Genomic DNA, 20,077 nt, shown 5'->3' with positions numbered 1-20,077 from the left:
GGGAACCTTTTTCAAAAGGTTCCCTGGCCGCCGGAGGCATTGCCATGACCAAGGTCGTTTCCCGTTTCGCGCCGAGCCCCACCGGGTTTCTGCATATCGGCGGTGCGCGCACCGCGTTGTTTTCCTGGCTCCTGGCCCGGTCCATGGGCGGCGAGTTTCGCCTGCGCATCGAAGATACGGACCGCGAACGGTCCACGCAGGAGGCCACGGACGCCATTATCGACTCCATGCGTTGGCTGGGCCTGGCCCACGACGGCGAGATCGTCTTCCAGTCCGAACGCGCGGCCCGGCACAACGAGGTCATCGACCAACTGTTGGCCTCGGGCCACGCCTACTATTGCGACTGTAGCAAGGAGGCCGTGGACGCCATGCGCGAGAAGGCCATGAAGGAAGGCCGCAAGCCCAAATATGACGGCACCTGCCGCGACAGGGGGCTGACCTCGGGCGTGGTCCGGCTGAAGGCTCCGCAAGAGGGCGCCACGGGCTACAAGGATCTGGTCAAGGGGTTCATCTCGGTGGAAAATACCGAAATGGACGACATGATCCTGCGCCGCTCGGACGGTACCCCGACCTACAACCTGGCCGTGGTGGTGGACGATCACGACATGGGCGTGACCCACGTGCTGCGTGGCGACGACCACGTGAACAACACCCCGCGTCAGATTCTCATTTACCGCGCCATGGGTTGGGACGTGCCCGAGTTCGGCCATGTGCCCATGATCCTCGGCCCGGACAAAAAGAAGCTTTCCAAGCGCCACGGCGCGTTGTCCGTCATGGAATACGAGAAGATGGGCTACCTGCCCGAGGCCGTGACCAACTACCTGGCCCGACTCGGCTGGTCCCACGGCGACCAGGAACTGTTCACCATGGATGAGATGGTTGAATTGTTCACTCCGGACGGCCTGGGCAATTCGCCGTCGGTCTTCGACCTGACCAAGTTCGAGTGGGTCAACGGCCAATACATGCAGAAGGCCGACCCCGACCGGCTGGCCGGGCTGTTGTGCGACTTCCTGGCCCGCGAGGTGGGCGAGGACCAGGCCAAGGCCGTCAGCCGCGCGCAGTTCGCCAAGATCGCGCCGTTGTTGCAGCCTCGGGCCAAGTCCCTGGTGGACATGCTGGAGCAGGCCCGTCCGTTCATTCAGGACGCCGCATCCCTGGCCTACGACGAGGCGGCGGTGAAGAAGTTCCTGACCGGGGAGACCAAGCCGCTGCTGACCGAGATCGCCGACCGCATGGCCGGGCTCGACGAATTCACCGAGGCTGCCCTGGAAGACCTGCATCGCGGGTTCATCGAGGAAAAGGGCATCAAGTTCAAGGCCATCGCCCAGCCTCTCCGGGTGGCCATCACCGGCAAGACCCAATCCCCCGGTCTGTTCGAAACCATGGTCGTGCTCGGCAAGGACCAGACCCTCGCCCGTATCGGCAGGGCCGTGGAACTGTAGGTCGCGCTCCGACATGCGCAACAAGGGAAGGGCCCCCGCCGGAAACGTTCCGGCGGGGGCCCTTTGCATGGGGAGGTGTGTATATGTCCTAGCTGTTGCCGAGCTCATCCTGCATGGCGCGGTACGTCTCCCGGTCGATTTCACCGGCTGCGTAACGGCGCTTGAGGATGTCGTGCGGTGTGCCCGGTCCCGAGTGTGTGGCGGGCTTGCGGATCAGGCGCACCGTGAAATAAATGATCAGGCCGATGACCAGAAGTTGGAAGATCCCTCCGAGAGGGAAGGCCATTCCCAGGGAACCGCCCCATCCCCCGAATCCGCCGCCGTGCCACAGTCCCGGACCGGAACACCAGTTGCCGAATGCGGTTAAATACTCCATGTCGCCTCCAGATCGTGTTTACGGTGAGGTAGCATGGGGCGTGCCAAATGAATTATACAAAAAAATTAATTAGTTATAGAATTGTACTGAAGAGAAACCATGTGCAAGTGTGCAAAAGGCTGCGCCCGGGAAGGCAAAGTCTTGCACAGTGGGCGCGCTGTCGGCCGATAGGGGATTGGACGCAAAAAAGCTGCCACCGGCTATGGCCGATGGCAGCTTGGCACTTGATGCCGAAATGAAATGCGGGGCTTAGGCCTCGGTCTTCTGGGAGGCCACGGGCTTGACCACGGCACCATTGCGGATGCAGCGGGTACAGGCCTTGATGCTGACCACCTGGCCGGACTCAAGCTGGTGCCGGACCTTCTGCAGGTTGGGCATGAAGCGGCGCTTGGTCTTGATGTGGGAGTGGCTGACATTATTGCCGGTCTGGGGACCCTTTCCACAAATATCGCAAACCTGAGACATTGCGACCTCCTGATGTATTCTAAGGAAATAGTTTATTTTCGTTTGTTCAGTGCTGCCGGGTCGTGGTAGCTTCTCCGAACAGCGGGAGAGAATTCTTACCGAGCCCCGCGACAAATGGCAAGGGTTTTTTTCTTGACAGGAGAATTTGTTACCATATAGGAAGCACCGGTTGTCCGGCCGTGGAGCCGGAGACCCCAGCCCGGGGAAACCGGAGCTTACGGAGAGGATCATGGTTGAATTCTGGCTGACGATCAGCGATGTTGCCGCAGAGGGCAAGGACTTCACCTTCGACGACCAGACGTTCTGGCGCGATGCGTGGCGCGCGTTCAAGCTGGGCGTCCGTCCCGGCCGCGATCTGGTAGCCGAGTTTACGGTCCTGCCCCAGTCCGAGGACGGGGCGCTGGTGCGCGGTACCCTCGCCGGGTCCGTGCAGCTTGTCTGCGACCGTTGCGCCGAGCCTTTCGAGTATTCGATCGACACGAGCTTCGACGCCTTCGAGCAGTTGCCCGACGGCGAGGAGAGCGAGGGCGAGCCGCGCGTGCGCGTGGAGAACGGCCAGTTGCAACTGGACATGGGCTCCATCCTCTGGGAAGAATTCGCTCTGGCCCTGCCGTTCAAGCCCCTGTGCTCCGAGGAGTGCGGAGGCATCTGCCCCGGCTGCGGCGCGAACCTCAATACCGGCGAGTGCACCTGCAAGCCGGAAGAGGGCGATGAAAGGCTTGCGGTTTTCCGCGACTTGAAGATAAAGTAACGCCCCTTGCTCGGAGTTTTACTTCGGGCATCCGGTTGAGAACAAATCAATACGAGGTATATATCATGGCTGTCCCCAAGAAGAAAACGTCCAAGTCCCGTAAGGGCATGCGCCGCGCTCACGACAAAGTCGCCACTCCCAACGTCATCTACTGCGAGTGCGGTGAACCCACTCTGCCCCATCGCGCCTGCTCCGTTTGCGGCTCCTACAAGGGCCGTCAGGTGATTGATGGCAAAGATGCCTAGCACCGAATCCGTCCAGGCTCCACGCATCGCCGTGGATGCCATGGGGGGAGACTTCGGTCCCCGCATCGTCGTGCCCGCCGCCGTGGCTGCCGCGCGCGAGGGCATTTCCATCGTTCTCGTCGGTGACGCGGAGCGTGTCCGGGCCGAGCTCGCGAAATGCGACGCCAAGGGGCTGGACATCGACGTCGTGCATGCCTCCCAAGTGGTGGAAATGGGCGACAAGCCCGCCGACGCGCTCAGGCGCAAGAAGGATTCGTCCATCCAGGTGGCTTGCCGCCTGGTCAAGGACGGCAACGCGCATGGCGTGGTCTCGGCCGGACATTCCGGCGCGACCGTGGCCTGCGGCATGTTCGTTCTGGGGCGCATCCCCGGTGTGCTGCGTCCGGCTCTGGCGGGTATCATGCCCACCGAGAAGAAGCCGGTGGTGCTCATCGATGTGGGTGCCAACGTGGACTCCAAGCCCCAGCACCTGCTCCAGTTCGCCCTCATGGCCGACGCCCTGGCCCGGCATGTCCTGGGTTTCAAGGACCCGTCCGTGGGCATCCTGTCCATCGGCGAGGAGGAGGGCAAGGGCAACGCCGCCGTGCGTGAAGCCTTTGATCTGCTCAAGCGTTCCCAGTTGCGCTTCATCGGCAACGTCGAGGGCCGCGATATTTTTACCGGCGAGGTGGATATCGTGGTTTGCGACGGTTTTGTGGGCAACGTGGCCCTGAAGCTTTCCGAAGGCCTGTCCCGTTCTCTGAGTCGCATCCTCAAGGACGAGCTCAAGTCCAGCCTGCTGTCAATGCTCGGCACGCTGCTTTCCCTCGGCGCTTTCAAGCGTGTCAAGAAGCTCGTGGACTACGCCGAGTACGGCGGAGCGCCGCTTCTGGGGTTGCGGGACATCGTCATCGTGGCCCACGGCAAGTCCAACGAGCTGGCCATGACCAACTGCATTCGCATGGCCGCTACCAGCGTGCGCAACAACGTGCACGGCCATCTGGCCGAAGGCCTGGCCGCCCACAAGGAACTGGCCGCAAAACCCGACAGGGACGCGGCCTGACCCCTCCCGCGCCCCGCGGGATGTGAAAAAACTTGCGCAGCTTGACCGCGCATTGCCATTGGCATAAACACCCAATCCATGATCAGCTTTATCCTTCGTGGCTTTGGCCTGTATGCTCCTGAGAAGATACTGACCAACGCCGATCTCGAAAAAATCGTCGATACCTCGGACGAGTGGATCACCACCCGCACGGGGATCAAGGAACGGCACTTGGCCGCCGAAGGGCAGGCCGCTTCCGACTTGGCCTTCGAGTCCTCGAAGCAGGCCCTGGCCGACGCGGGCGTGGATCCCTCCGAGTTGACCCACATCCTCTGCGCGACCTTCACTCCGGATTCCATGATTCCGTCCGCCGCCTGCCGCTTGCAGGAAAAATTCGGCCTCACCGGACAGATGTGCATGGACGTCGCGGCTGCCTGCTCCGGATTTCTCTACGCATTGCAGACCGCGCGCGGCCTGCTTTGCCTGGAGCCCGAAGCCAAGATCCTGGTGGTCGCCAGCGAGATCGTCACCCGGCGCATGAACTGGGAGGATCGGTCCACCTGCGTCCTGTTCGGCGACGCCTCCGGCGCGGCGGTCCTGACCGCGGGCGCGCCCGGCGACGGCCCCGAGGTCCTGGACGTCATGCTCGCGGCCGACGGTTCGCTCGGCGATCTGCTCTCGGTCAACGGCGGCGGTTCGGCCTACTCCTACAAGTTGGGCGAGGCCGTGGGGCCCGAATATTTCGTCGAATTCCAGGGGCGCGAGGTCTTCAAGCACGCCGTGCGCAACATGACTGACATTTCCGAGGCCATCCTGAAGCGCAACGGACTGCAAAAGTCCGACGTGGACGTGCTCCTGCCGCACCAGGCCAACCAGCGCATCATCGACGCCGTGGGCCGCCGTTTCGACATCCCCGAAGAACGCGTCTTTTCCAATATCCACAAATACGGCAACACCTCTGCCGCCGCCATCCCCGTGGCCCTGGCCGAGGCCGTGCGCACCGGCTTCATCAAGCCGGGGAACCTCGTCCTTATCCCGGCCTTCGGCGGTGGGTTCACCTGGGGCGCGGCCCTGATTCGGTTCTAGATTTTAAAACGCCTGTTTGTTTGCTTTTTGCGGACGAATAGGGAATAAACTTGCTGGTTCCGACCCCGAGGCCAATTTGCAGTCCGTGATCAATTGGTATATGGGGTCCTGACCATAAGCGAACGAGACGAGGATATCTGATGAGCGATCTTCCCAAAGTCGCCCTGGTTACGGGCGGTTCCCGTGGCATCGGACGAACCGTGGCCGAAAAGTTGGCCTCCGACGGTTTCGAGGTTTTCCTGACCTATGTCAGCCGTCCCGAGTCCGCCGAGGACGTGGTCAATTCCATCCAGGCGGCGGGCGGCAAGGCCCGAGCCTTCCAGCTCGATTCCGGCGACCGCGATGCCGTGGCCGCATTCTTCAAGGACGAGATCAAGGGCAAAGCCGAACTGCACGTTCTGGTCAACAACGCGGGCATCACCCGCGACGGCCTGATGATGCGCATGAAGGACGAGGACTGGGACAAGGTCATCGAGATCAACCTCACCGGCTGCTTCGTCTTCCTCAAGGAAGCGTCCAAGATCATGGGCAAGCAGCGTTTCGGGCGGATCGTCAACATCACTTCCGTGGTCGGCCAAATGGGCAATGCGGGCCAGGCCAACTACGCGGCCGCCAAGGCGGGCCTCATCGGCCTGACCAAATCCGCCGCTCGCGAACTGGCCGGGCGCAACATCACGGTCAATGCCGTGGCCCCCGGTTTCATCGAGACCGACATGACGGCGGCATTGCCCGAAAAGGTTGTCGAAGCCATGCTCGAACAAATTCCATTAAAAACCCTCGGGCAGTCCGAGGATATCGCGGCCGCCGTCTCCTTCCTGGCTGGCCCCGGAGCCGGGTACATCACCGGCCAGGTGCTGGGCGTGAATGGCGGCATGTACATGTAATTAAGCAAAAAACTCATTTGGTAGTGGAGGAAATCATGTCCGACGTAGCAGCGAAAGTGAAAGAGATCATCGTGGATCAACTGGGTGTGTCCGAAGACGAAGTGGTCGAAACCGCCGCTTTTGTCGAAGACCTGGGCGCCGACTCCCTGGACCTGACCGAACTGATCATGGCCATGGAAGAGGAATTTGACCTGGAGATCGATGACGAAGACGCCCAAAAGATCCTCAAGGTCGGCGACGCCATTTCGCACATTCAGAAGGCCCTGTAGGCTTGATCGAATAGAAAATTATACACTGCGAGCGTCTTACGCACCATGGCGGTGTAAGACGCTCCTTTTGTTGCACCAAACCAGACCTAACGGGCAGGTACTATGAACAGGGTAGTTGTTACCAGTGTTGCCGCCGTCACGCCTCTCGGCAACGACGCCGAAACCAGCTGGCAGAACCTCCTGGCCGGGAAATCCGGTATCGGCCGGATCACCAAGTTCGACAGCGCGGACTACGCCACGACCATCGCGGGCGAGGTCAAGGGATTCGATCCCGATCCGTACATCGGCAAGAAGGAAGCCAAACGCATGGAGCTGTTCACCCAGTATGCGGTGGCCGCTTCGCGCATGCTTCTCGACGCCGCCGGCTGGACCATCCCCGAGAACGAACGAGACCGCGTCGGCACCATCATCGGCGTGGGTCTGGGCGGCCTTGAGGGTATCGAGGAAAGTCACGAGAAGCTGCTGAGACGGGGACCGAGAAAGGTTTCGCCCTTCTTCATCCCCACCATCATCGCCAATATGGCGGCCGGACAGGTGTCCATCGAGACCGGAGCCATGGGCCCCAATATCTGCACCACCACGGCCTGCGCCTCCGGCACTCACGCCATCGGCACGGCCTATACCGACATCGTCATGGGCCGCGTGGATGCCATGATCTGTGGCGGGGCCGAATCGACCATCTCCCATCTCGCTGTGGCCGGATTCAACGCCATGAAAGCCCTGTCCGTGCGCAACGACGAGCCGGAAAAGGCCTCACGCCCCTTTGACAAGGATCGCACCGGTTTCGTCATGGGCGAGGGGTGCGGCCTGTTGCTTCTGGAATCCCTGGAGCACGCCAAGGCGCGCGGCGCGGAAATCCTGGCCGAAGTTGTCGGCTACGGCGCGTCCGGCGACGCCTACCACATGACCGCTCCGCCGGAAGATGGTTCGGGTATGGCCTACGCCATGGCCGCCGCCGTCCGCGAGGCCAAGGTCGATCCCTCCGAGATCGACCACATCAACGCCCACGGTACCTCCACCTACCTGAATGATTTGTGTGAGACCCGGGCCATCAAAAAGGTCTTCGGCGACCACGCCTACGACATCAAGATCTGCGCCAACAAGTCCCAGATCGGGCACCTGCTGGGCGCGGCGGGTGGTGTGGAAGCAGTCTTTGCCGTCAAGACTTTGTCCGAGGGCATCATCCCCGGCACCGTGAACCGCGAAACGCCCGACCCGGAATGCGACCTCGACATCTGCGTCGACGGACCGCAGGAGATACAGGCCGAATACGCCCTGTCCAACTCCTTCGGCTTCGGCGGCACCAACGGCTGCATTCTGTTTAAACGATTCGACGGATAATGACATACCGCTGAAGGAAAGGGCCGCGCAAGCGGCCCTTTCTTTTGCCTGTCCGTTCCCTCTTGCAGGCAAAGCGTCTGTCAGCGCCGTATCCTTTAGGGAACTATCCCCTTAACTCTCTGGGAAAAACCAGGTGTTGAAGGTCGCTTTGCGGCGAAAATTAAAATAATTTCGCCTCCGGCGGGCAAGGACTCGCGCCCTTGCATCCCATTTTTACCTTAGGCGCGAAAGGGCGAGGTCGCTTTGGGGGATTTGTCGCGTCGGTTCTCTCTTTCATAAGCGGGAGATCACGTAACAACTTCCAATCGCTGGTGGTTCTCTTTTCGGGAGCTCAATAGGGCGAGCCTTCCCGCCGGGCCACGGCCGTCGGTTTGTCCGTTTCCCACCCTGTTTTTTGGGGCGGCGTTTCACGGGCGGAAGGGAAGGAAATTCTGTTTTTGGCCCAAACTTTCTTGCCTTACCCTATATATGCCGGATACAAGGGGCGGGCGTGAGGGGGGCCTGCGCCCCCCCGCGAAATGGATATGGCGGGGGGCATGCACATCCCTCTCGCAGCACAACCGGGACAGCTTGAACGAGTGTTCCGTATTGATATAAGGACGGATCTCCAGTGCACGGGGCACGGCGGGAGCGCCTGCCGGGAGCGGTGAAAAAGCCGTAACCGTCGAGGTGGCGCGAGGATCGCCAAACTCCCCGCTTGGACTGGGAAGCCATTCGCATCCACATTTTACTTCAGAGGATACCACCATGGAAGAGCTGTTTATCCAGGACCCGGCGGTCGCCGCCGCCATTACCGACGAGATCGACCGCGAGGTCTCCAAGCTGGAACTCATCGCCAGCGAGAACTTCGTGTCCACGGCCGTGCGCCAGGCCCAGGGCTCGGTCATGACCCATAAATACGCCGAAGGGTACCCGGGCAAGCGCTGGTACGGTGGCTGCGAGTTCGTGGATGAGGTCGAGGACTTGGCCCGCGATCGCGCCAAAGAGCTGTTCGGCGCGACCTATGCCAACGTCCAGCCCCACTCCGGCTCCCAGGCCAACATGGCCGTCTACTTCGCGGCCTGCAAACCCGGCGACACTGTGCTCGGCATGGACCTGTCCCACGGCGGGCACCTGACTCACGGTTCCCCGGTGAACTTCTCGGGCAAGCTCTTCAACATGGTGCACTACGGCGTGGACCGCGAGACCCAGACCATCGACTACGACGCGGTCGAGGCCTTGGCCAAGGAACACCGGCCGACTATGATCATCGCGGGCGCGTCCGCCTACCCGCGCATCATCGACTTCCCCCGCTTCCGGGCCATCGCCGACGAGGTCGGGGCCAAGCTCATGGTCGACATGGCCCACATCGCGGGCCTGATCGCCGCAGGTGAGCATCCGTCCTGCATCGAGTACGCCCACTACACCACGACCACGACCCACAAAACCCTGCGCGGCCCGCGCGGCGGCATGATCCTGAGCACCGACGATCTGGAGCAGGAACTGAACTCCAATATCTTCCCCGGCATCCAGGGCGGCCCGCTCATGCACGTCATCGCGGCCAAGGCCGTGGCCTTCGGCGAAGCCCTGTCTCCCGGTTTCGTGGAGTACCAGCAGCAGGTGGTCAAGAACGCCAAGCAGTTGGCCGCTTCTTTGACCGAGGCGGGCTACAAGCTCGTATCCGGCGGCACCGACAACCACATGATGCTGCTGGACCTGTCCGAGAAGGACTACACCGGCAAGGATGCCCAGATCGCTCTGGATAAGGCGGGTATTACGGCCAACAAGAACACCATCCCGTTCGAGACCAAGTCCCCGTTCCAGACCTCGGGCATCCGTTTGGGCACCCCGGCCCTGACCACCCGCGGCATGATCGAAGAGGACATGATCGTGGTTGCCGAAGCCATCGTCGCCGCGTTGGACAACATGAACGACGACAAGGCCCTGACCAACATCGCCGACGAAGTCGAGGAGTTCGCCCGCGAATTCCCGCTCTTCGCCTGGTAGGCCTCGGGTTAACCGAAATCAGGCCGCCCCGCCGACGTCTGTCGGCGGGGCGGTTTTTTTGGGGGGACTTTTAACTCCCTTTTCATAGGCGAAAAGTCGCGTGGAGGAAAAAGGATCGCGCCGGAGGCGCAAAAACGGGATGCAAGGAGCGAGTCCTTGCCCGCCGGAGGCGAAATCATCTTGCTTTTCGCCGCGAAGCGGCTTTCAACGCCTGTTTTTTCCCAAGACATTAAGGGGATAGTACCCTTTTTGGTGTCCGGCAACTCGGCGCCACCCCCGCCCGGCGAGGCGAAGAGCCCGCCTCGGGGGCATATTCCCCCTTTGTGCATGTCGGCCGCCGTGGAGCATGCCGTCAGCGTACAGGAAAGTCGAAGTAGGTCTCCGGGTAAGGCTCGTCCTTGAGGGTGAAATGCCACCATTCGGTTTCGATGGGCTGGAAGCCGTGCTTGACCATGACCGCGCGGAGCAGGGCGCGGTGGGCGCGGACCCGGGCCGGGAAGCTGGGGTGGTCGGGCCAGGATTCGAGGCCGAAGAAGTCGAATGGGGTGCCCATGTCGAGGGCGCGCCCGGTGGCCTTGTCCACGATGGTCAGATCCACGGTGGAACCGCGCGAATGGCTGGACCTTGCCGCGATGTATCCGTCGCGGAACAGGTTGCGCTTGTCCACATCCGGGTAGTGGACGGCCTTGGTGCGCGTGTCGTCGAGATCTTCGGCCCAGCGCACGAAGTGGTCCACGGCCGTCTGGGGGCGGTAGCCGTCAAAGAATTCGAGACTCAGGCCAAAGGGAGCCAGGTCCGCCTGGACCGCCTTCAGGGCCGTGGCGGCTTCGATGGTCACCAGGACCTTGGGGGCGCGGTAGCCGTCCACGCGCGAACCCACGAAGTTGTCGCCCGTGTAGTATTTCACGTCGTAGACCGCGTCCGGCAGAAAATCGTTGAGGGTGACGAATCCTTCGGGGCGTTCCTGGGCCAGGGCCATGCCCGCGAACAGCAGACAGAAAAGGACCGCAAAGCGGGGGATAAGCGTTGCGTTGCATCGTTTCATGGCCGTTTCTTAGCCCCTTTTCGCGGGTGAGGCCAGGGGGGACCGTGTACGATCCCCCCGAGGCGTTATTGCAGGGTGTGGGCCAGGAATTGCGTGAGCCGCGCCCAAGACTTCTCGTCCGCGTCCTTGCGGTAGCGGTCCGAGCCAAACACGGTGAAGGCGTGGGGAGCGCCGCCGTAGGTGGTCATTTCATGAGGGATGCCCGTGGCCTCCAATTCGTCGGCCAGGGCCGCGAATTGGCTCATGGGCACGGACTGGTCCGCCGAGCCGTGGAAGACCAGAATGAACCCTTTGGTTGCCTTGTAGTCCTGTCCCTCGGGCGTGGCCAGGCCGCCGTGGAAGGAGACGAAGGCCTTGAGGTTAACCCCGGACCGGGCCAGCTCCAGGACGGCCGTGCCGCCGAAGCAGTAGCCCATGGCCACGGCCTTCGACAGATTGGCACCCAGATCGGCGGCCTTGTTCAACCCGGCCATGAGCCGCGTGCGCATGGTCTGCCGGTCGGCGTAAAGCGCTCCGGTCAGCCGTTTCTTGTCCGACGTCGCGGTGGGCCGAATGCCCTTGCCGAACAGGTCCACGGCGAACACGGCATACCCCAGGTCGGCGAGCATCCCGGCCCGCTTGACCTCATAGTCGGTCAGCCCGTCCCAGTCGTGGACCAGGAAGACCAACGGCGCCCTGGCTGCCGGGCTGATGTAATATCCCTCGAAGAACTGTCCGTTGATCTCGTATTCCACCGCCTGTCCGGAAGCGGCCAAAGCGGAGTGGGGGATCAGCAGCAACGACAATATGATGAGCAGGTTTTTCATGGCGTTCTCCTTGGTTTGGATAGGGTCCGGTGCTAGGAGAATACCACAGGCAGGTCGGCGGGTGTGAGGAAAATCGCGTTTTAGTACCGGGCTTCAATTCGTTCGAAGGTTCCGTCTTCGCGCATTTCCCGGATGGCTTTGTTTATCTGTTTGATTATGTTGAGATAATGCATGTCCTTGGTGAATCCGATGTAGTTTTCGTCGCGGATGACAGGCGGGTTTAGGACGACGAAACGGTCGCGGTGTTCCATGAGGATCTTGTCCCGGTCAATGGCGAACTGAAGCGGGGTCGGGCCCGGACCGATCAGGGCCGCGTCGATGCGGCCGGCCAGGAGCATGCGTAGACGGCAGACCGTGCTGGAGTCCTCGCTGGGAGTGAATATGCGGCCCTTGGCCCGGTCGAATTCGTCGCCGTAGGACGCCCCGCGCGTGACCCCCAGAACCTTGCCCTCGAGGTCTTTCATGGTTCGGTAGGGGAATTCGTGTCCCTTGAGCACCACCAGGCGCAACTCGTCTGTGAACACGACCTCGGAGAAGTCGAACAGGATGTTGCGCATCCGGTTCCGGGACATGCCGATGAGGCCGCCCCGGCTTTCCAGGGCGTTCATGTAGGCCCGTTTCCATGGCATGAGCCGGATGTCGAAGCGCAGGTTGGTGCGTGCCTCGATTTCGTGGAGAATGTCCGCCAGGGCACCCCGGGTGTGTCCATTCTCCAGCCAGGTCTTGGGCGGGTTGGTGTCGTTGGCGAAAATGACGATGGGATCGGCGGCGAGAGCGGGAATCGGGAGCAGAAAGGTGCAGAGGCTGAGCAGAAGAACGAGAGAACGCATATAAAGTCCTTGTGCAATCTATTGTCCGGGCGGCGCTTCCAAACCACAACCGGCACACTGCCCGCAACCTCGGGCCGAGCAACCTGGGCTGACCTTGGCCAACTTGGCGCGCTCCCATTCTTTCCTCAAATACTCGCGCTTGACGCCGATGTCCACGACTTCCCAAGGGAACCGCTCGTCCCGCTCACGCTCGCGGTCAAGTATATTCGCGGGATCGCCGTCCCACAACTTGAGGGCTTTTTTCCAGCCGCCATGGTCCGCCGCGAGCAGGATGAACTCGGCCAGTTCCTCGCCGCCGCGCGCCAGCAGCCCCTGGAGCCGGGCCTGGAACGGGTCGTCGTGTTGCAGGGTGACGCCTTTGTAGGGCTTGACCAGCTTTTCCAGCCCTTTCATGCGCGCGTTGAGGGCGTTTCCGGACAGCATCGGGGCCCATTGGAACGGGGTGAACGGTTTGGGTACCAGCGAGCTGACTCCGATGGTGATGCGCATGAACTGTTTTTTGCGCCCGCCGGGCTCCTCGCTCCGGATGCGCATGACCTCCCCGAGGAAGTCGGCCAATTCGGCGTAGTCCGCATCGGTCTCGCCCGGCCAACCGGCGATCATGTATATCTTCAGGTGGTTGACGCCGTACCGGGCGCACAGCCGGACCGCGTTCAGAAAGTCTTTGGGGTCGAGTTTCTTGCTCATCATGTTGCGCAGCCGTTCGCTGGCGCCTTCCAGGGCCAGGGTGATGGTGCGGATGCCGCGTTCGCGCAGGTAGATCAGCAGTTCCTCGGTGATGCCGTCGGCCCGCATGGACGACAGGGAAAATTTCTTTTTGCGCTCGTGCAGCCACTTGAGGAAGGGCAGCAGGTCGGGCCAGTCGGTCAGGGCCGTGCCTACCAGTCCCACCTTGGGAGGGTCGGACAGTTCCACGATGCGTTCGAGTTCGGCCAGGTCGGCATGGCGCGGCGGGCGGTAGATGTAACCCGCGGCGCAGAAGCGGCAGCCGTAGGGACAGCCCCGGTTGACTTCAAGCAGCAGGGTGTCGCGAAAGGCGGCCTTGTTCGAGATGAAACAGGAGAAGGCGGGGTCCACGAGTGCGCCCGGGCCGCTGGAAACGATGCGTTTGACAGGGGTTCTGGACCGCCCCGGCGCATACACGCCCGGCAGGTCCTTGACCGCGTCGAGAATGGCGTTTTTGTCCGCGCCGTCGAAGACCATCCGGCGCAGGGTATCGAAAAAATCGAGGAAGCGGTCTTCGGCCTCGCCCACCCAGAAACAATCCACGAAGGGGGCGATGGGGGCTGGATTGAGGAAGGCGACGGGCCCCCCGACCACGACCAGAGGGAGAGATGGGCGTTCCGCCGCAAGCGGCGGAACGCCCGCTGCCCGGAGCGTTCGAGGGAGGCTGAGGAAATCCTCCTCGAACGTGATGCTCCAGGCTATTACAGGGAATGAGGATAGTGGGCTTTTTGATTCGCGCGTTTCGGGCTCGTTGCCGTCTGTGGTTCCCAGCTTGTCGGGGAAGACCCGCTCCACGGCCAGTCCGGGCGCTTCGGCCAGGGTCCGGTATACGGACTGCCAGCCGAGCGCGGACAGGGCCGCCTTGTCGCCTCCGGGAATGGTCAGCGCCACGGGCAGCCGACCGCCGAGGTCGGGCGCCAGGGGCTCCGACACGCCATGATACAGGGTACGGGTACCTATGACAGCACCCCCTTACACGCGCTGCATAGTGCGTCTAATCCACGTTTTTGCGAATAAACGCGGGGACGTCGAGGTTGTCTTCCTCGAAGATGAACTCCTCCTCGCCGGGACCGGCCACGGCGCGCTGGGAAACCTGCCGGGTGGGCAGCTCCGTGGTGTTCAATTCGCCGCCCGCCTTGCGCAGGTAGGCCGGGATGTTGCGGTCCGTGTTCAGGACCCGCTGATGCCCGGAGCGGCGCGGCTGTTCGACGGTCTTGTTCACGCCCCGGGGTCCGAGGAGCAGCAGCTTCTGCTGCTCGGCCTTGGACAGGGCCGGTTCCGGCTCCTCCATGGCGGGCTCGATGCCCGTGGCAATGACGGTGATGCGCATTTCGTCGCCCGCGTCCGGGTCGAAGACCGTGCCGAAGAAGATTTCGGCGTCGTCGTGGGCTTCCTTGTAGATGATGTCCGCGGCCTCGGAGACCTCGTCGATGAGCATGTCCGGGCCGCAGGTGATGTTGATGAGCACGCCCTTGGCGCCCTCGATGGACACGTCTTCCAGCAGCGGGCTGGTGATGGCCTTCATGGCCGCTTCCTTGGCCCGGGATTCGCCCGAGGCGATGCCGGTGCCCATGAGCGCCATGCCGGAGCTGGACATGGCCGCCTTGACGTCGGCGAAGTCCAGGTTGATCAGGCCGTGCACGGTGATCAGGTCCGCGATACCCTTGACCGCGTAGTACAGGACTTCATCGGCCTTCTTGAGCATGTCGGAGAAGGAAGCCTTCTTGGCGGCCAGTTGCAGCAACCTGTCGTTGGGGATGGTGATGATGGAATCCACCACGTCAGCCAGGGCGCGGGTGCCTTCCTCGGCCTGCTCCAGGCGGCGCTTGCCCTCGAAATAGAAGGGCTTGGTCACGACGCCCACGGTCAGCGCGCCCAGTTCCTTGGCCACCTGGGCCACCACCGGGGCGGAGCCGGTACCCGTGCCGCCGCCCATGCCGGCGGTGATGAAGACCATGTCCGAGCCATCCAGGGCCTCGCGAATCTGGTCCATGGACTCCATGGCCGCGGACCGCCCGATCTCGGGGTTGGCCCCGGCGCCGAGACCCTTGGTCAGCTTCTCGCCGATCTGGATCTTGTGTTCGGCCAGCGACTTGTGGATGTCCTGGGCGTCCGTGTTGGCGACGATGAATTTCACGCCTTTGAGTGCGGATTGAATCATGTTGTTGACGGCGTTTCCGCCGCCGCCGCCGCAACCCACGACCTTGATTTTGGCGTTGGTTTCATGCTCGATCTCGAAATATTCCATTTCCATGTCCTCCTCAGTTCGTTCCCTGTTGAGTGTTTCCCTGTATCCTCGAAATTATTCCCATCTATGCGATGTCCGAAAACCACTTCTTCATCCGGCCGACGATGCGGTCGAAACCGGAATCGTCGCGGATCTTGAAGGGCCGGACCCTGTTGTGCAGTCCTTCCTCCTCGGCTCCGTGGAGCAGCAGTCCCACGGCCGTGGCGTACTTGGGGCTCCTGACTTCCTCGGCCAGGCCCCCGATGCGTTCGGCGGGCACGCCGATGCGGACCGGCAGGTCGAAGATCTGCTCGGCCAGCTCCTGCATGCCGTCGATGAGCACCGTGCCGCCGGTCAGGACCACGCCCGCGGCAATCATGTTCTTGAATCCGGACTTGATGAGCTCCTGGTCCACCAGGGCCAGGATTTCCTCGCAGCGCGGCTCGCAGATTTCCGCCAGCACGCGCTTGCTCATGCGTCGGGATTCCCGTCCGCCGACGCTGGGCACCTCGATGATCTCCTCGGAGGTGACCAGATCGGCCATGGCGCAGCCGTAGTCCATCTTGATCTTTTCGGCGGACATCATGGGCGTGCGCAGGCCATAGGCGATGTCGTTGGTCAGGTTGTGGCCGCCGAGCGCCAGCACACTGGTGTGCTTGATGGAATCCTTGGAGAAGACCGCGATGTCCGTGGTTCCGCCGCCGATGTCCACCAGGGCCACGCCGATCTCGCGTTCCTCGGCGGACAGCACGGCCTTGCTCGACGCCAGGGATTCCAGGACGATGTTGGACACGTCCAGGCCCGAGCGGTTGCACGAACGGATGATGTTTTGGGCCGAGGTCACCGCGCCGGTGACGATGTGGACTTTCACTTCCAGCCGGACGCCGGCCATGCCGAGCGGGTCGGCGATGCCGCGCTGGTCGTCCACGATGAATTCCTGGGGCAGAGTGTGCAGCACTTCCCGGTCCATGGGGATGGCGATGGCCTTGGCCGCTTCGATGACCCGGTCCACATCGCGCTGGGTGACCTCGCCGCCCTTGACCGCGATGACCCCGTGGGAGTTGAAGCCCTGGATGTGGCTGCCCGCGATGCCCGCGTATACGGTGCGGATGTCGCAGCCCGCCATGAGCTCGGCATCCTCCAGCGCTTTCTTGATGCACTGGACCGTCTTTTCGATGTTGACGACCACTCCCCGGCGCAGCCCCGTGGAGGGAGCGGTGCCGATGCCGATGATGTCAACGCCGTTGTCCGTGGCCTCGCCGACCACGGTGCATATTTTGGTGGTGCCCACGTCCAGGCCCACTATGAGATCGTTTCTAGCCATACTGACTCCTCTGTTGTTCCCGGTGAAATATTTTTGCCGCGCCTAGCCCGCTGCCGGGTTGTCGCGTTTCTGTATCCATATCTTGTCGCCGCTGGCCGCGATGATGGCGGCAGCGTCGAATTCGTTGCGGCGCATGAGGTCGCGCCAGACCACCTTGAGCCGTTCCAACTGGACCTCCCATCGGTCCATGGACAGCTTCACGGTCAGTCCCTTGCCGTTGCCCGCGCCGTCGATGAAGATTTCCAGTTCGTGGGCGCTGGTCAGCTTGACCCAGGCGGTCTGGGACTGGGTGAAGGGGGTCTGCCGTTCGGCCATTTTCGCCAGGATGCCGGAGAGCACCTCGGGGCCGTCGGGCAGGTCCTCGGCCACGCTTAAGACCGGCAGGGACGCCTGCTCGCCGGGGTGCATGGGCGCGATGACCCGGCCCTTGGCATCGGCGAAGTACAGGCCGTCGCCCTGGCGAATCCAGAAGGCCGGAACTTTTTCGCGCACGTCGATCAGCAGCCGATTGGGCAGTTCTCGCCGCACGATCACGGAGTCGATCCACGGGTTGGCGTCCAGCCGGTTTTTGACCTCGCCCACGTTCATGTCCAGGCAGTTGAGGCCGAGGTTTACCTGGGCGGTCTTGAGCACGTCCCCGTAGCTTAGCCGATCGTTGCCCGCCACGCGGATGTCCTGGAGGTCGAAATAGGGGTGGGCGGTGATGTACCGGTACCCGTAGAGCAGCCCCACGCCGAGCACGGCGATGAATGACAAGACCAGGCTGAGCATGACCATCCGGAGGATGAACTGGCCCGCCCCGATCAGACGGCGCGGCGATCGCTCCCTGGCCAGCAGGGTGTTGGCCGGTTTTCTGCGCTTACGGCTGTTGCCGCGGGCGGTGCGCTTCCCGCCGATGTTCAGGCGGCTCTGTTTGCCCATGGTCAGGGTGCTCACAGTACGATGACCTCCGGTTCGAGAGTTATGCCGAATTGTTTCTTGACCCGTTCGCGGCCCATGTCCATGAGCGCCAGCGCGTCGGCGGTCATGCCGTCGCCGAGATTGACCAGGAAATTCGCATGCACTTCCGAGAAGGCCATGTTTCCGAGCCGCATGCCCTTCATGCCCGCCTTGTCCAGGAGTCTGCCCGCGCTCTTTTCGGCCGGGTTGCGGAACACGCAGCCCGCGCTCTGGGCCGTGACCGGCTGGGAGGCTTTCTTTTTCCCGTAGACGTCGCGCATGGCGGCGCGCACCGCCTTGGGGTCGGACTCGCGCAAGGCCAGCTCCACTTCCCAGATCAGGCACTTGCCCGGCCGTTTGATGAGGGAGAAGTGGCGGTAGCCGAAGATGCAGCGGTTGCGGTCCAGCCAGGTCAGCCCGCCGGACGGTGTCCAGACACGCACCCGGGTGACCATCTCGCCGATCTCCACGCCGTAGGACCCCGCATTCATGGCCACGGCTCCGCCCACGGTGCCGGGGATGCCGGCCAGGCCCTCCAGGCCGGAGAAGCCCGCTTTCTGCGCCCAGCCGAGCAAGCCGGGCAGTCGGATTTCCGCACCGCAGCGGACGATGATGGACGATCCGGACCGCTCCACCCGCTCAGGGCCGGGGCAGTCGGCCACGCGGACCAGGGCCAGCTCCAGTGGGCCGTCCGAGGCCAGCAGGTTGCTGCCCGCACCGATGACGAAGGGGGGCAGGGTCTCCCCGGTTAGGAACGTGGACAGTTTGTCCAGATCCGCTTCGTCGCGCACCACGGCCTCAACCACGGCGGGGCCGCCGAGGCGCAGGGTGGTCCGCTCCGAGAGCAGGGGGTTGGCGATCAGTTCCAGGGGCATTTATTGCTCCTCATCTCCATTGTCGGTTTCGGGTTCGTCGGCCTGTTCGAGCCAATTTTCGCCGATGCGCCAGATGGAGCCCGCGCCTTGGGTCATGAACAGGTCGCCGGGCTGTAAAATATCCTTGAGCCGTTTTTCCAGGGACTCGAAGTCCTGGAAGAACTGAACCTTGGTTTCGGAGACCTGCTTGATGCCCTGGGCCAGGGACAGGCCGGACACGCCCGGAATGGGTGACTCCGAGGCCGGGTAGATCTCGGTCAGCAGGAGGATGTCCGCGTCGCCGAAAGCCTTGCAGAATTCGCCGAACAGCGCCTTGGTGCGCGAAAAGCGGTGGGGCTGGAAGGCGACCACCAGGCGGCGGTCCGGGTAGCATTCCTTGGCCGTGCGCAGGTTGGCCATGATCTCGGCCGGATGGTGGCCGTAGTCGTCCACCACGATGACGCCCTTTGCCTCGCCCTTGCGTTCGAAACGCCGTCCCACGCCGCCGAAATTGCCCAGGCCCTGGATGATTTCCTTCTTGTCCAGGCCCACTTCGAGCGCCACGCCGATGCAGGCCAGGGCGTTGAGCACGTTGTGGGTGCCGGGCTGGGCCACGGTGACCTCGCCCCATTCCTCCCCGTCCAGAAAGACCTTGAACAGGGAGCGCAGGTGGGAACTGACGATCTCGCCGCGCAGCTTGTTGTTCTTACCCAGGCCGTAGGTCAGGTAAGGGCGCTTTATGAGCGGAAGCAGCCGCTGCACGCCCGCGTCGTCGCCGCAGACGACGTTCATGCCATAGAAGGGCGTGGAGTTCATGAAGCGCATGAACGACAGGTCGATGGCGTCCTGGTTGTCGTAGAAATCCAGGTGGTCCTTGTCGATGTTCGTGACCACGGTGATGATCGGCGCCAACCGCAGGAACGAGCCGTCCGACTCGTCCGCCTCGGCGATGAGATAGTCGCCCTCGCCCAGGCGCGCGTTGGCTCCGTAGGTGTTCAGCTTGCCGCCGATGATGACCGTCGGGTCCAGGCCCGCCTCGGTGAAGATGGTCGCCAGCAGCGAGGTGGTGGTCGTCTTGCCGTGCGTACCCGCCACGGCGATGCCCGTTCTGAGCCGCATGAGTTCGGCCAGCATCTCGGCCCGGGGGATGACCGGGATGCCCCGTTCGCGTGCCTCGATCAGCTCCGGGTTGGTATCCGGGATGGCCGTGGACTTGATGAGCACGTCGGCCTCGCCCACGTTCCCGGCCCCGTGGCCGATGTAAACCGTGGCCCCGAGTTTTTCCAGACGCCGGACCGCCGCCGACGCGGACAGGTCCGAGCCGGTGATGGTGAAGCCCATGTTGATGAGCACCTCGGCGATGCCGTTCATGCCCGAGCCGCCGATGCCGACCATGTGAATGTTGTTCACTCTGGCCCGCATGGCCGGGCAGGCTTCGCCGCCCACGGTGAGGTAGGGTC

General features: G+C 62.8%; 20 protein-coding genes. 9 read left to right on the top strand and 11 right to left on the bottom strand.

Annotated features, from left to right (window positions below; translation table 11 throughout):
• Positions 1 to 44: 44 nt before the first annotated feature.
• Positions 45 to 1,442 carry a glutamate--tRNA ligase gene (gene gltX / locus J0909_RS07385; protein ID WP_207261729.1) on the top strand — a complete coding sequence of 466 codons (1,398 nt, stop codon included), beginning with the start codon at positions 45 to 47 and terminating at the stop codon, positions 1,440 to 1,442.
• An 88-nt stretch (positions 1,443 to 1,530) separates the two neighbouring features.
• On the opposite strand, the gene J0909_RS07380 is transcribed toward gltX, so the two are convergent.
• Together J0909_RS07380 and rpmB are read right to left on the bottom strand one after the other, a co-directional pair.
• Complete coding sequence (locus J0909_RS07380; RefSeq protein ID WP_207261727.1) at positions 1,531 to 1,818, bottom strand: SHOCT domain-containing protein; 288 nt, start codon at positions 1,816 to 1,818, stop codon at positions 1,531 to 1,533.
• 249 nt (positions 1,819 to 2,067) lie between these two features.
• On the bottom strand, positions 2,068 to 2,283 hold the full coding sequence (rpmB, locus tag J0909_RS07375; protein WP_207261725.1) for a 50S ribosomal protein L28: 216 nt from the start codon (positions 2,281 to 2,283) through the stop codon (positions 2,068 to 2,070).
• Between the two features lie 229 nt (positions 2,284 to 2,512).
• On the opposite strand from rpmB, the gene J0909_RS07370 reads away from it, so the two are divergent.
• The 8 genes from J0909_RS07370 to glyA all read left to right on the top strand — a co-directional run bounded on the left by J0909_RS07370 (position 2,513) and on the right by glyA (position 9,866).
• Positions 2,513 to 3,034 carry a YceD family protein gene (locus tag J0909_RS07370; RefSeq protein ID WP_207261723.1) on the top strand — a complete coding sequence of 174 codons (522 nt, stop codon included), beginning with the start codon at positions 2,513 to 2,515 and terminating at the stop codon, positions 3,032 to 3,034.
• 65 nt (positions 3,035 to 3,099) lie between these two features.
• Positions 3,100 to 3,279, top strand: coding sequence for a 50S ribosomal protein L32 (gene rpmF, locus J0909_RS07365; protein ID WP_207261721.1), 180 nt, complete (start codon positions 3,100 to 3,102; stop codon positions 3,277 to 3,279).
• On the top strand, positions 3,272 to 4,321 hold the full coding sequence (gene plsX, locus J0909_RS07360) for a phosphate acyltransferase PlsX (RefSeq protein WP_207261719.1): 1,050 nt from the start codon (positions 3,272 to 3,274) through the stop codon (positions 4,319 to 4,321). The genes rpmF and plsX overlap by 8 nt, the downstream gene beginning before the upstream one ends.
• 78 nt (positions 4,322 to 4,399) lie before the next feature.
• On the top strand, positions 4,400 to 5,386 hold the full coding sequence (locus J0909_RS07355) for a beta-ketoacyl-ACP synthase III (protein WP_207261717.1): 987 nt from the start codon (positions 4,400 to 4,402) through the stop codon (positions 5,384 to 5,386).
• 140 nt (positions 5,387 to 5,526) lie between these two features.
• Positions 5,527 to 6,270 (top strand): 3-oxoacyl-[acyl-carrier-protein] reductase, encoded by a 744-nt coding sequence (gene fabG, locus J0909_RS07350; RefSeq protein ID WP_207261716.1) that lies wholly within the window; start codon positions 5,527 to 5,529, stop codon positions 6,268 to 6,270.
• A 35-nt stretch (positions 6,271 to 6,305) separates the two neighbouring features.
• Positions 6,306 to 6,539 (top strand): acyl carrier protein, encoded by a 234-nt coding sequence (locus tag J0909_RS07345; RefSeq protein ID WP_207261714.1) that lies wholly within the window; start codon positions 6,306 to 6,308, stop codon positions 6,537 to 6,539.
• A gap of 102 nt (positions 6,540 to 6,641) precedes the next feature.
• A complete protein-coding gene (fabF, locus tag J0909_RS07340) occupies positions 6,642 to 7,880 on the top strand; it encodes a beta-ketoacyl-ACP synthase II (RefSeq protein ID WP_207261712.1) in 1,239 nt (412 codons plus the stop codon).
• Between the two features lie 747 nt (positions 7,881 to 8,627).
• Complete coding sequence (gene glyA / locus J0909_RS07335) at positions 8,628 to 9,866, top strand: serine hydroxymethyltransferase (RefSeq protein WP_207261710.1); 1,239 nt, start codon at positions 8,628 to 8,630, stop codon at positions 9,864 to 9,866.
• Positions 9,867 to 10,218: 352 nt separating this feature from the next.
• Here the strand turns inward: glyA and J0909_RS07330 are convergent, their stop codons facing one another.
• From J0909_RS07330 to murC, 9 genes are all read right to left on the bottom strand, one after another.
• The gene (locus tag J0909_RS07330) at positions 10,219 to 10,911 is read right to left on the bottom strand and encodes a M15 family metallopeptidase (protein WP_207261709.1); all 693 of its coding nucleotides are present in this window, start codon (positions 10,909 to 10,911) and stop codon (positions 10,219 to 10,221) included.
• A 65-nt stretch (positions 10,912 to 10,976) separates the two neighbouring features.
• Positions 10,977 to 11,717: a dienelactone hydrolase family protein gene (locus tag J0909_RS07325; protein WP_207261708.1), complete on the bottom strand. Its 741-nt coding sequence runs from the start codon at positions 11,715 to 11,717 to the stop codon at positions 10,977 to 10,979.
• Between the two features lie 80 nt (positions 11,718 to 11,797).
• Complete coding sequence (locus J0909_RS07320; protein WP_207261707.1) at positions 11,798 to 12,547, bottom strand: substrate-binding periplasmic protein; 750 nt, start codon at positions 12,545 to 12,547, stop codon at positions 11,798 to 11,800.
• Between the two features lie 18 nt (positions 12,548 to 12,565).
• Complete coding sequence (locus J0909_RS07315) at positions 12,566 to 14,206, bottom strand: radical SAM protein (protein WP_353616743.1); 1,641 nt, start codon at positions 14,204 to 14,206, stop codon at positions 12,566 to 12,568.
• A 61-nt stretch (positions 14,207 to 14,267) separates the two neighbouring features.
• Positions 14,268 to 15,521 carry a cell division protein FtsZ gene (gene ftsZ, locus J0909_RS07310; protein WP_207261706.1) on the bottom strand — a complete coding sequence of 418 codons (1,254 nt, stop codon included), beginning with the start codon at positions 15,519 to 15,521 and terminating at the stop codon, positions 14,268 to 14,270.
• Between the two features lie 64 nt (positions 15,522 to 15,585).
• Entirely contained in the window at positions 15,586 to 16,824 is a 1,239-nt protein-coding gene (gene ftsA, locus J0909_RS07305) for a cell division protein FtsA (protein WP_207261705.1), read from the bottom strand.
• Between the two features lie 42 nt (positions 16,825 to 16,866).
• Positions 16,867 to 17,760 carry a cell division protein FtsQ/DivIB gene (locus J0909_RS07300; protein WP_207261704.1) on the bottom strand — a complete coding sequence of 298 codons (894 nt, stop codon included), beginning with the start codon at positions 17,758 to 17,760 and terminating at the stop codon, positions 16,867 to 16,869.
• Entirely contained in the window at positions 17,757 to 18,638 is an 882-nt protein-coding gene (gene murB, locus J0909_RS07295; RefSeq protein ID WP_207261703.1) for a UDP-N-acetylmuramate dehydrogenase, read from the bottom strand. Before murB ends, J0909_RS07300 begins: the two co-directional genes overlap by 4 nt.
• Positions 18,639 to 20,039: a UDP-N-acetylmuramate--L-alanine ligase gene (gene murC / locus J0909_RS07290; RefSeq protein WP_207261845.1), complete on the bottom strand. Its 1,401-nt coding sequence runs from the start codon at positions 20,037 to 20,039 to the stop codon at positions 18,639 to 18,641.
• Positions 20,040 to 20,077: the final 38 nt, after the last annotated feature.

Source organism: Desulfovibrio sp. Huiquan2017, from assembly GCF_017351175.1.
In the GTDB taxonomy this organism is placed as follows: Bacteria; Desulfobacterota; Desulfovibrionia; order Desulfovibrionales; family Desulfovibrionaceae; genus Pseudodesulfovibrio.
Note: the sequence above shows the minus strand (reverse complement) of the source record. Positions and strands in the feature narration are given on the sequence as shown.

Coding starts and splice junctions, on each gene's coding strand:
- J0909_RS07320 (WP_207261707.1), bottom strand. CDS start 12,547: ATGCGTTCTCTCGTTCTTCTGCTCAGCCTCTGCACCTTTCTGCTCCCG.
- murC (WP_207261845.1), bottom strand. CDS start 20,039: ATGCGGGCCAGAGTGAACAACATTCACATGGTCGGCATCGGCGGCTCG.
- ftsZ (WP_207261706.1), bottom strand. CDS start 15,521: ATGGAATATTTCGAGATCGAGCATGAAACCAACGCCAAAATCAAGGTC.
- J0909_RS07330 (WP_207261709.1), bottom strand. CDS start 10,911: ATGAAACGATGCAACGCAACGCTTATCCCCCGCTTTGCGGTCCTTTTC.
- plsX (WP_207261719.1), top strand. CDS start 3,272: ATGCCTAGCACCGAATCCGTCCAGGCTCCACGCATCGCCGTGGATGCC.
- fabF (WP_207261712.1), top strand. CDS start 6,642: ATGAACAGGGTAGTTGTTACCAGTGTTGCCGCCGTCACGCCTCTCGGC.
- fabG (WP_207261716.1), top strand. CDS start 5,527: ATGAGCGATCTTCCCAAAGTCGCCCTGGTTACGGGCGGTTCCCGTGGC.
- ftsA (WP_207261705.1), bottom strand. CDS start 16,824: ATGGCTAGAAACGATCTCATAGTGGGCCTGGACGTGGGCACCACCAAA.
- murB (WP_207261703.1), bottom strand. CDS start 18,638: ATGCCCCTGGAACTGATCGCCAACCCCCTGCTCTCGGAGCGGACCACC.
- J0909_RS07345 (WP_207261714.1), top strand. CDS start 6,306: ATGTCCGACGTAGCAGCGAAAGTGAAAGAGATCATCGTGGATCAACTG.
- J0909_RS07355 (WP_207261717.1), top strand. CDS start 4,400: ATGATCAGCTTTATCCTTCGTGGCTTTGGCCTGTATGCTCCTGAGAAG.
- J0909_RS07370 (WP_207261723.1), top strand. CDS start 2,513: ATGGTTGAATTCTGGCTGACGATCAGCGATGTTGCCGCAGAGGGCAAG.
- glyA (WP_207261710.1), top strand. CDS start 8,628: ATGGAAGAGCTGTTTATCCAGGACCCGGCGGTCGCCGCCGCCATTACC.
- J0909_RS07325 (WP_207261708.1), bottom strand. CDS start 11,717: ATGAAAAACCTGCTCATCATATTGTCGTTGCTGCTGATCCCCCACTCC.
- rpmF (WP_207261721.1), top strand. CDS start 3,100: ATGGCTGTCCCCAAGAAGAAAACGTCCAAGTCCCGTAAGGGCATGCGC.
- rpmB (WP_207261725.1), bottom strand. CDS start 2,283: ATGTCTCAGGTTTGCGATATTTGTGGAAAGGGTCCCCAGACCGGCAAT.
- gltX (WP_207261729.1), top strand. CDS start 45: ATGACCAAGGTCGTTTCCCGTTTCGCGCCGAGCCCCACCGGGTTTCTG.
- J0909_RS07380 (WP_207261727.1), bottom strand. CDS start 1,818: ATGGAGTATTTAACCGCATTCGGCAACTGGTGTTCCGGTCCGGGACTG.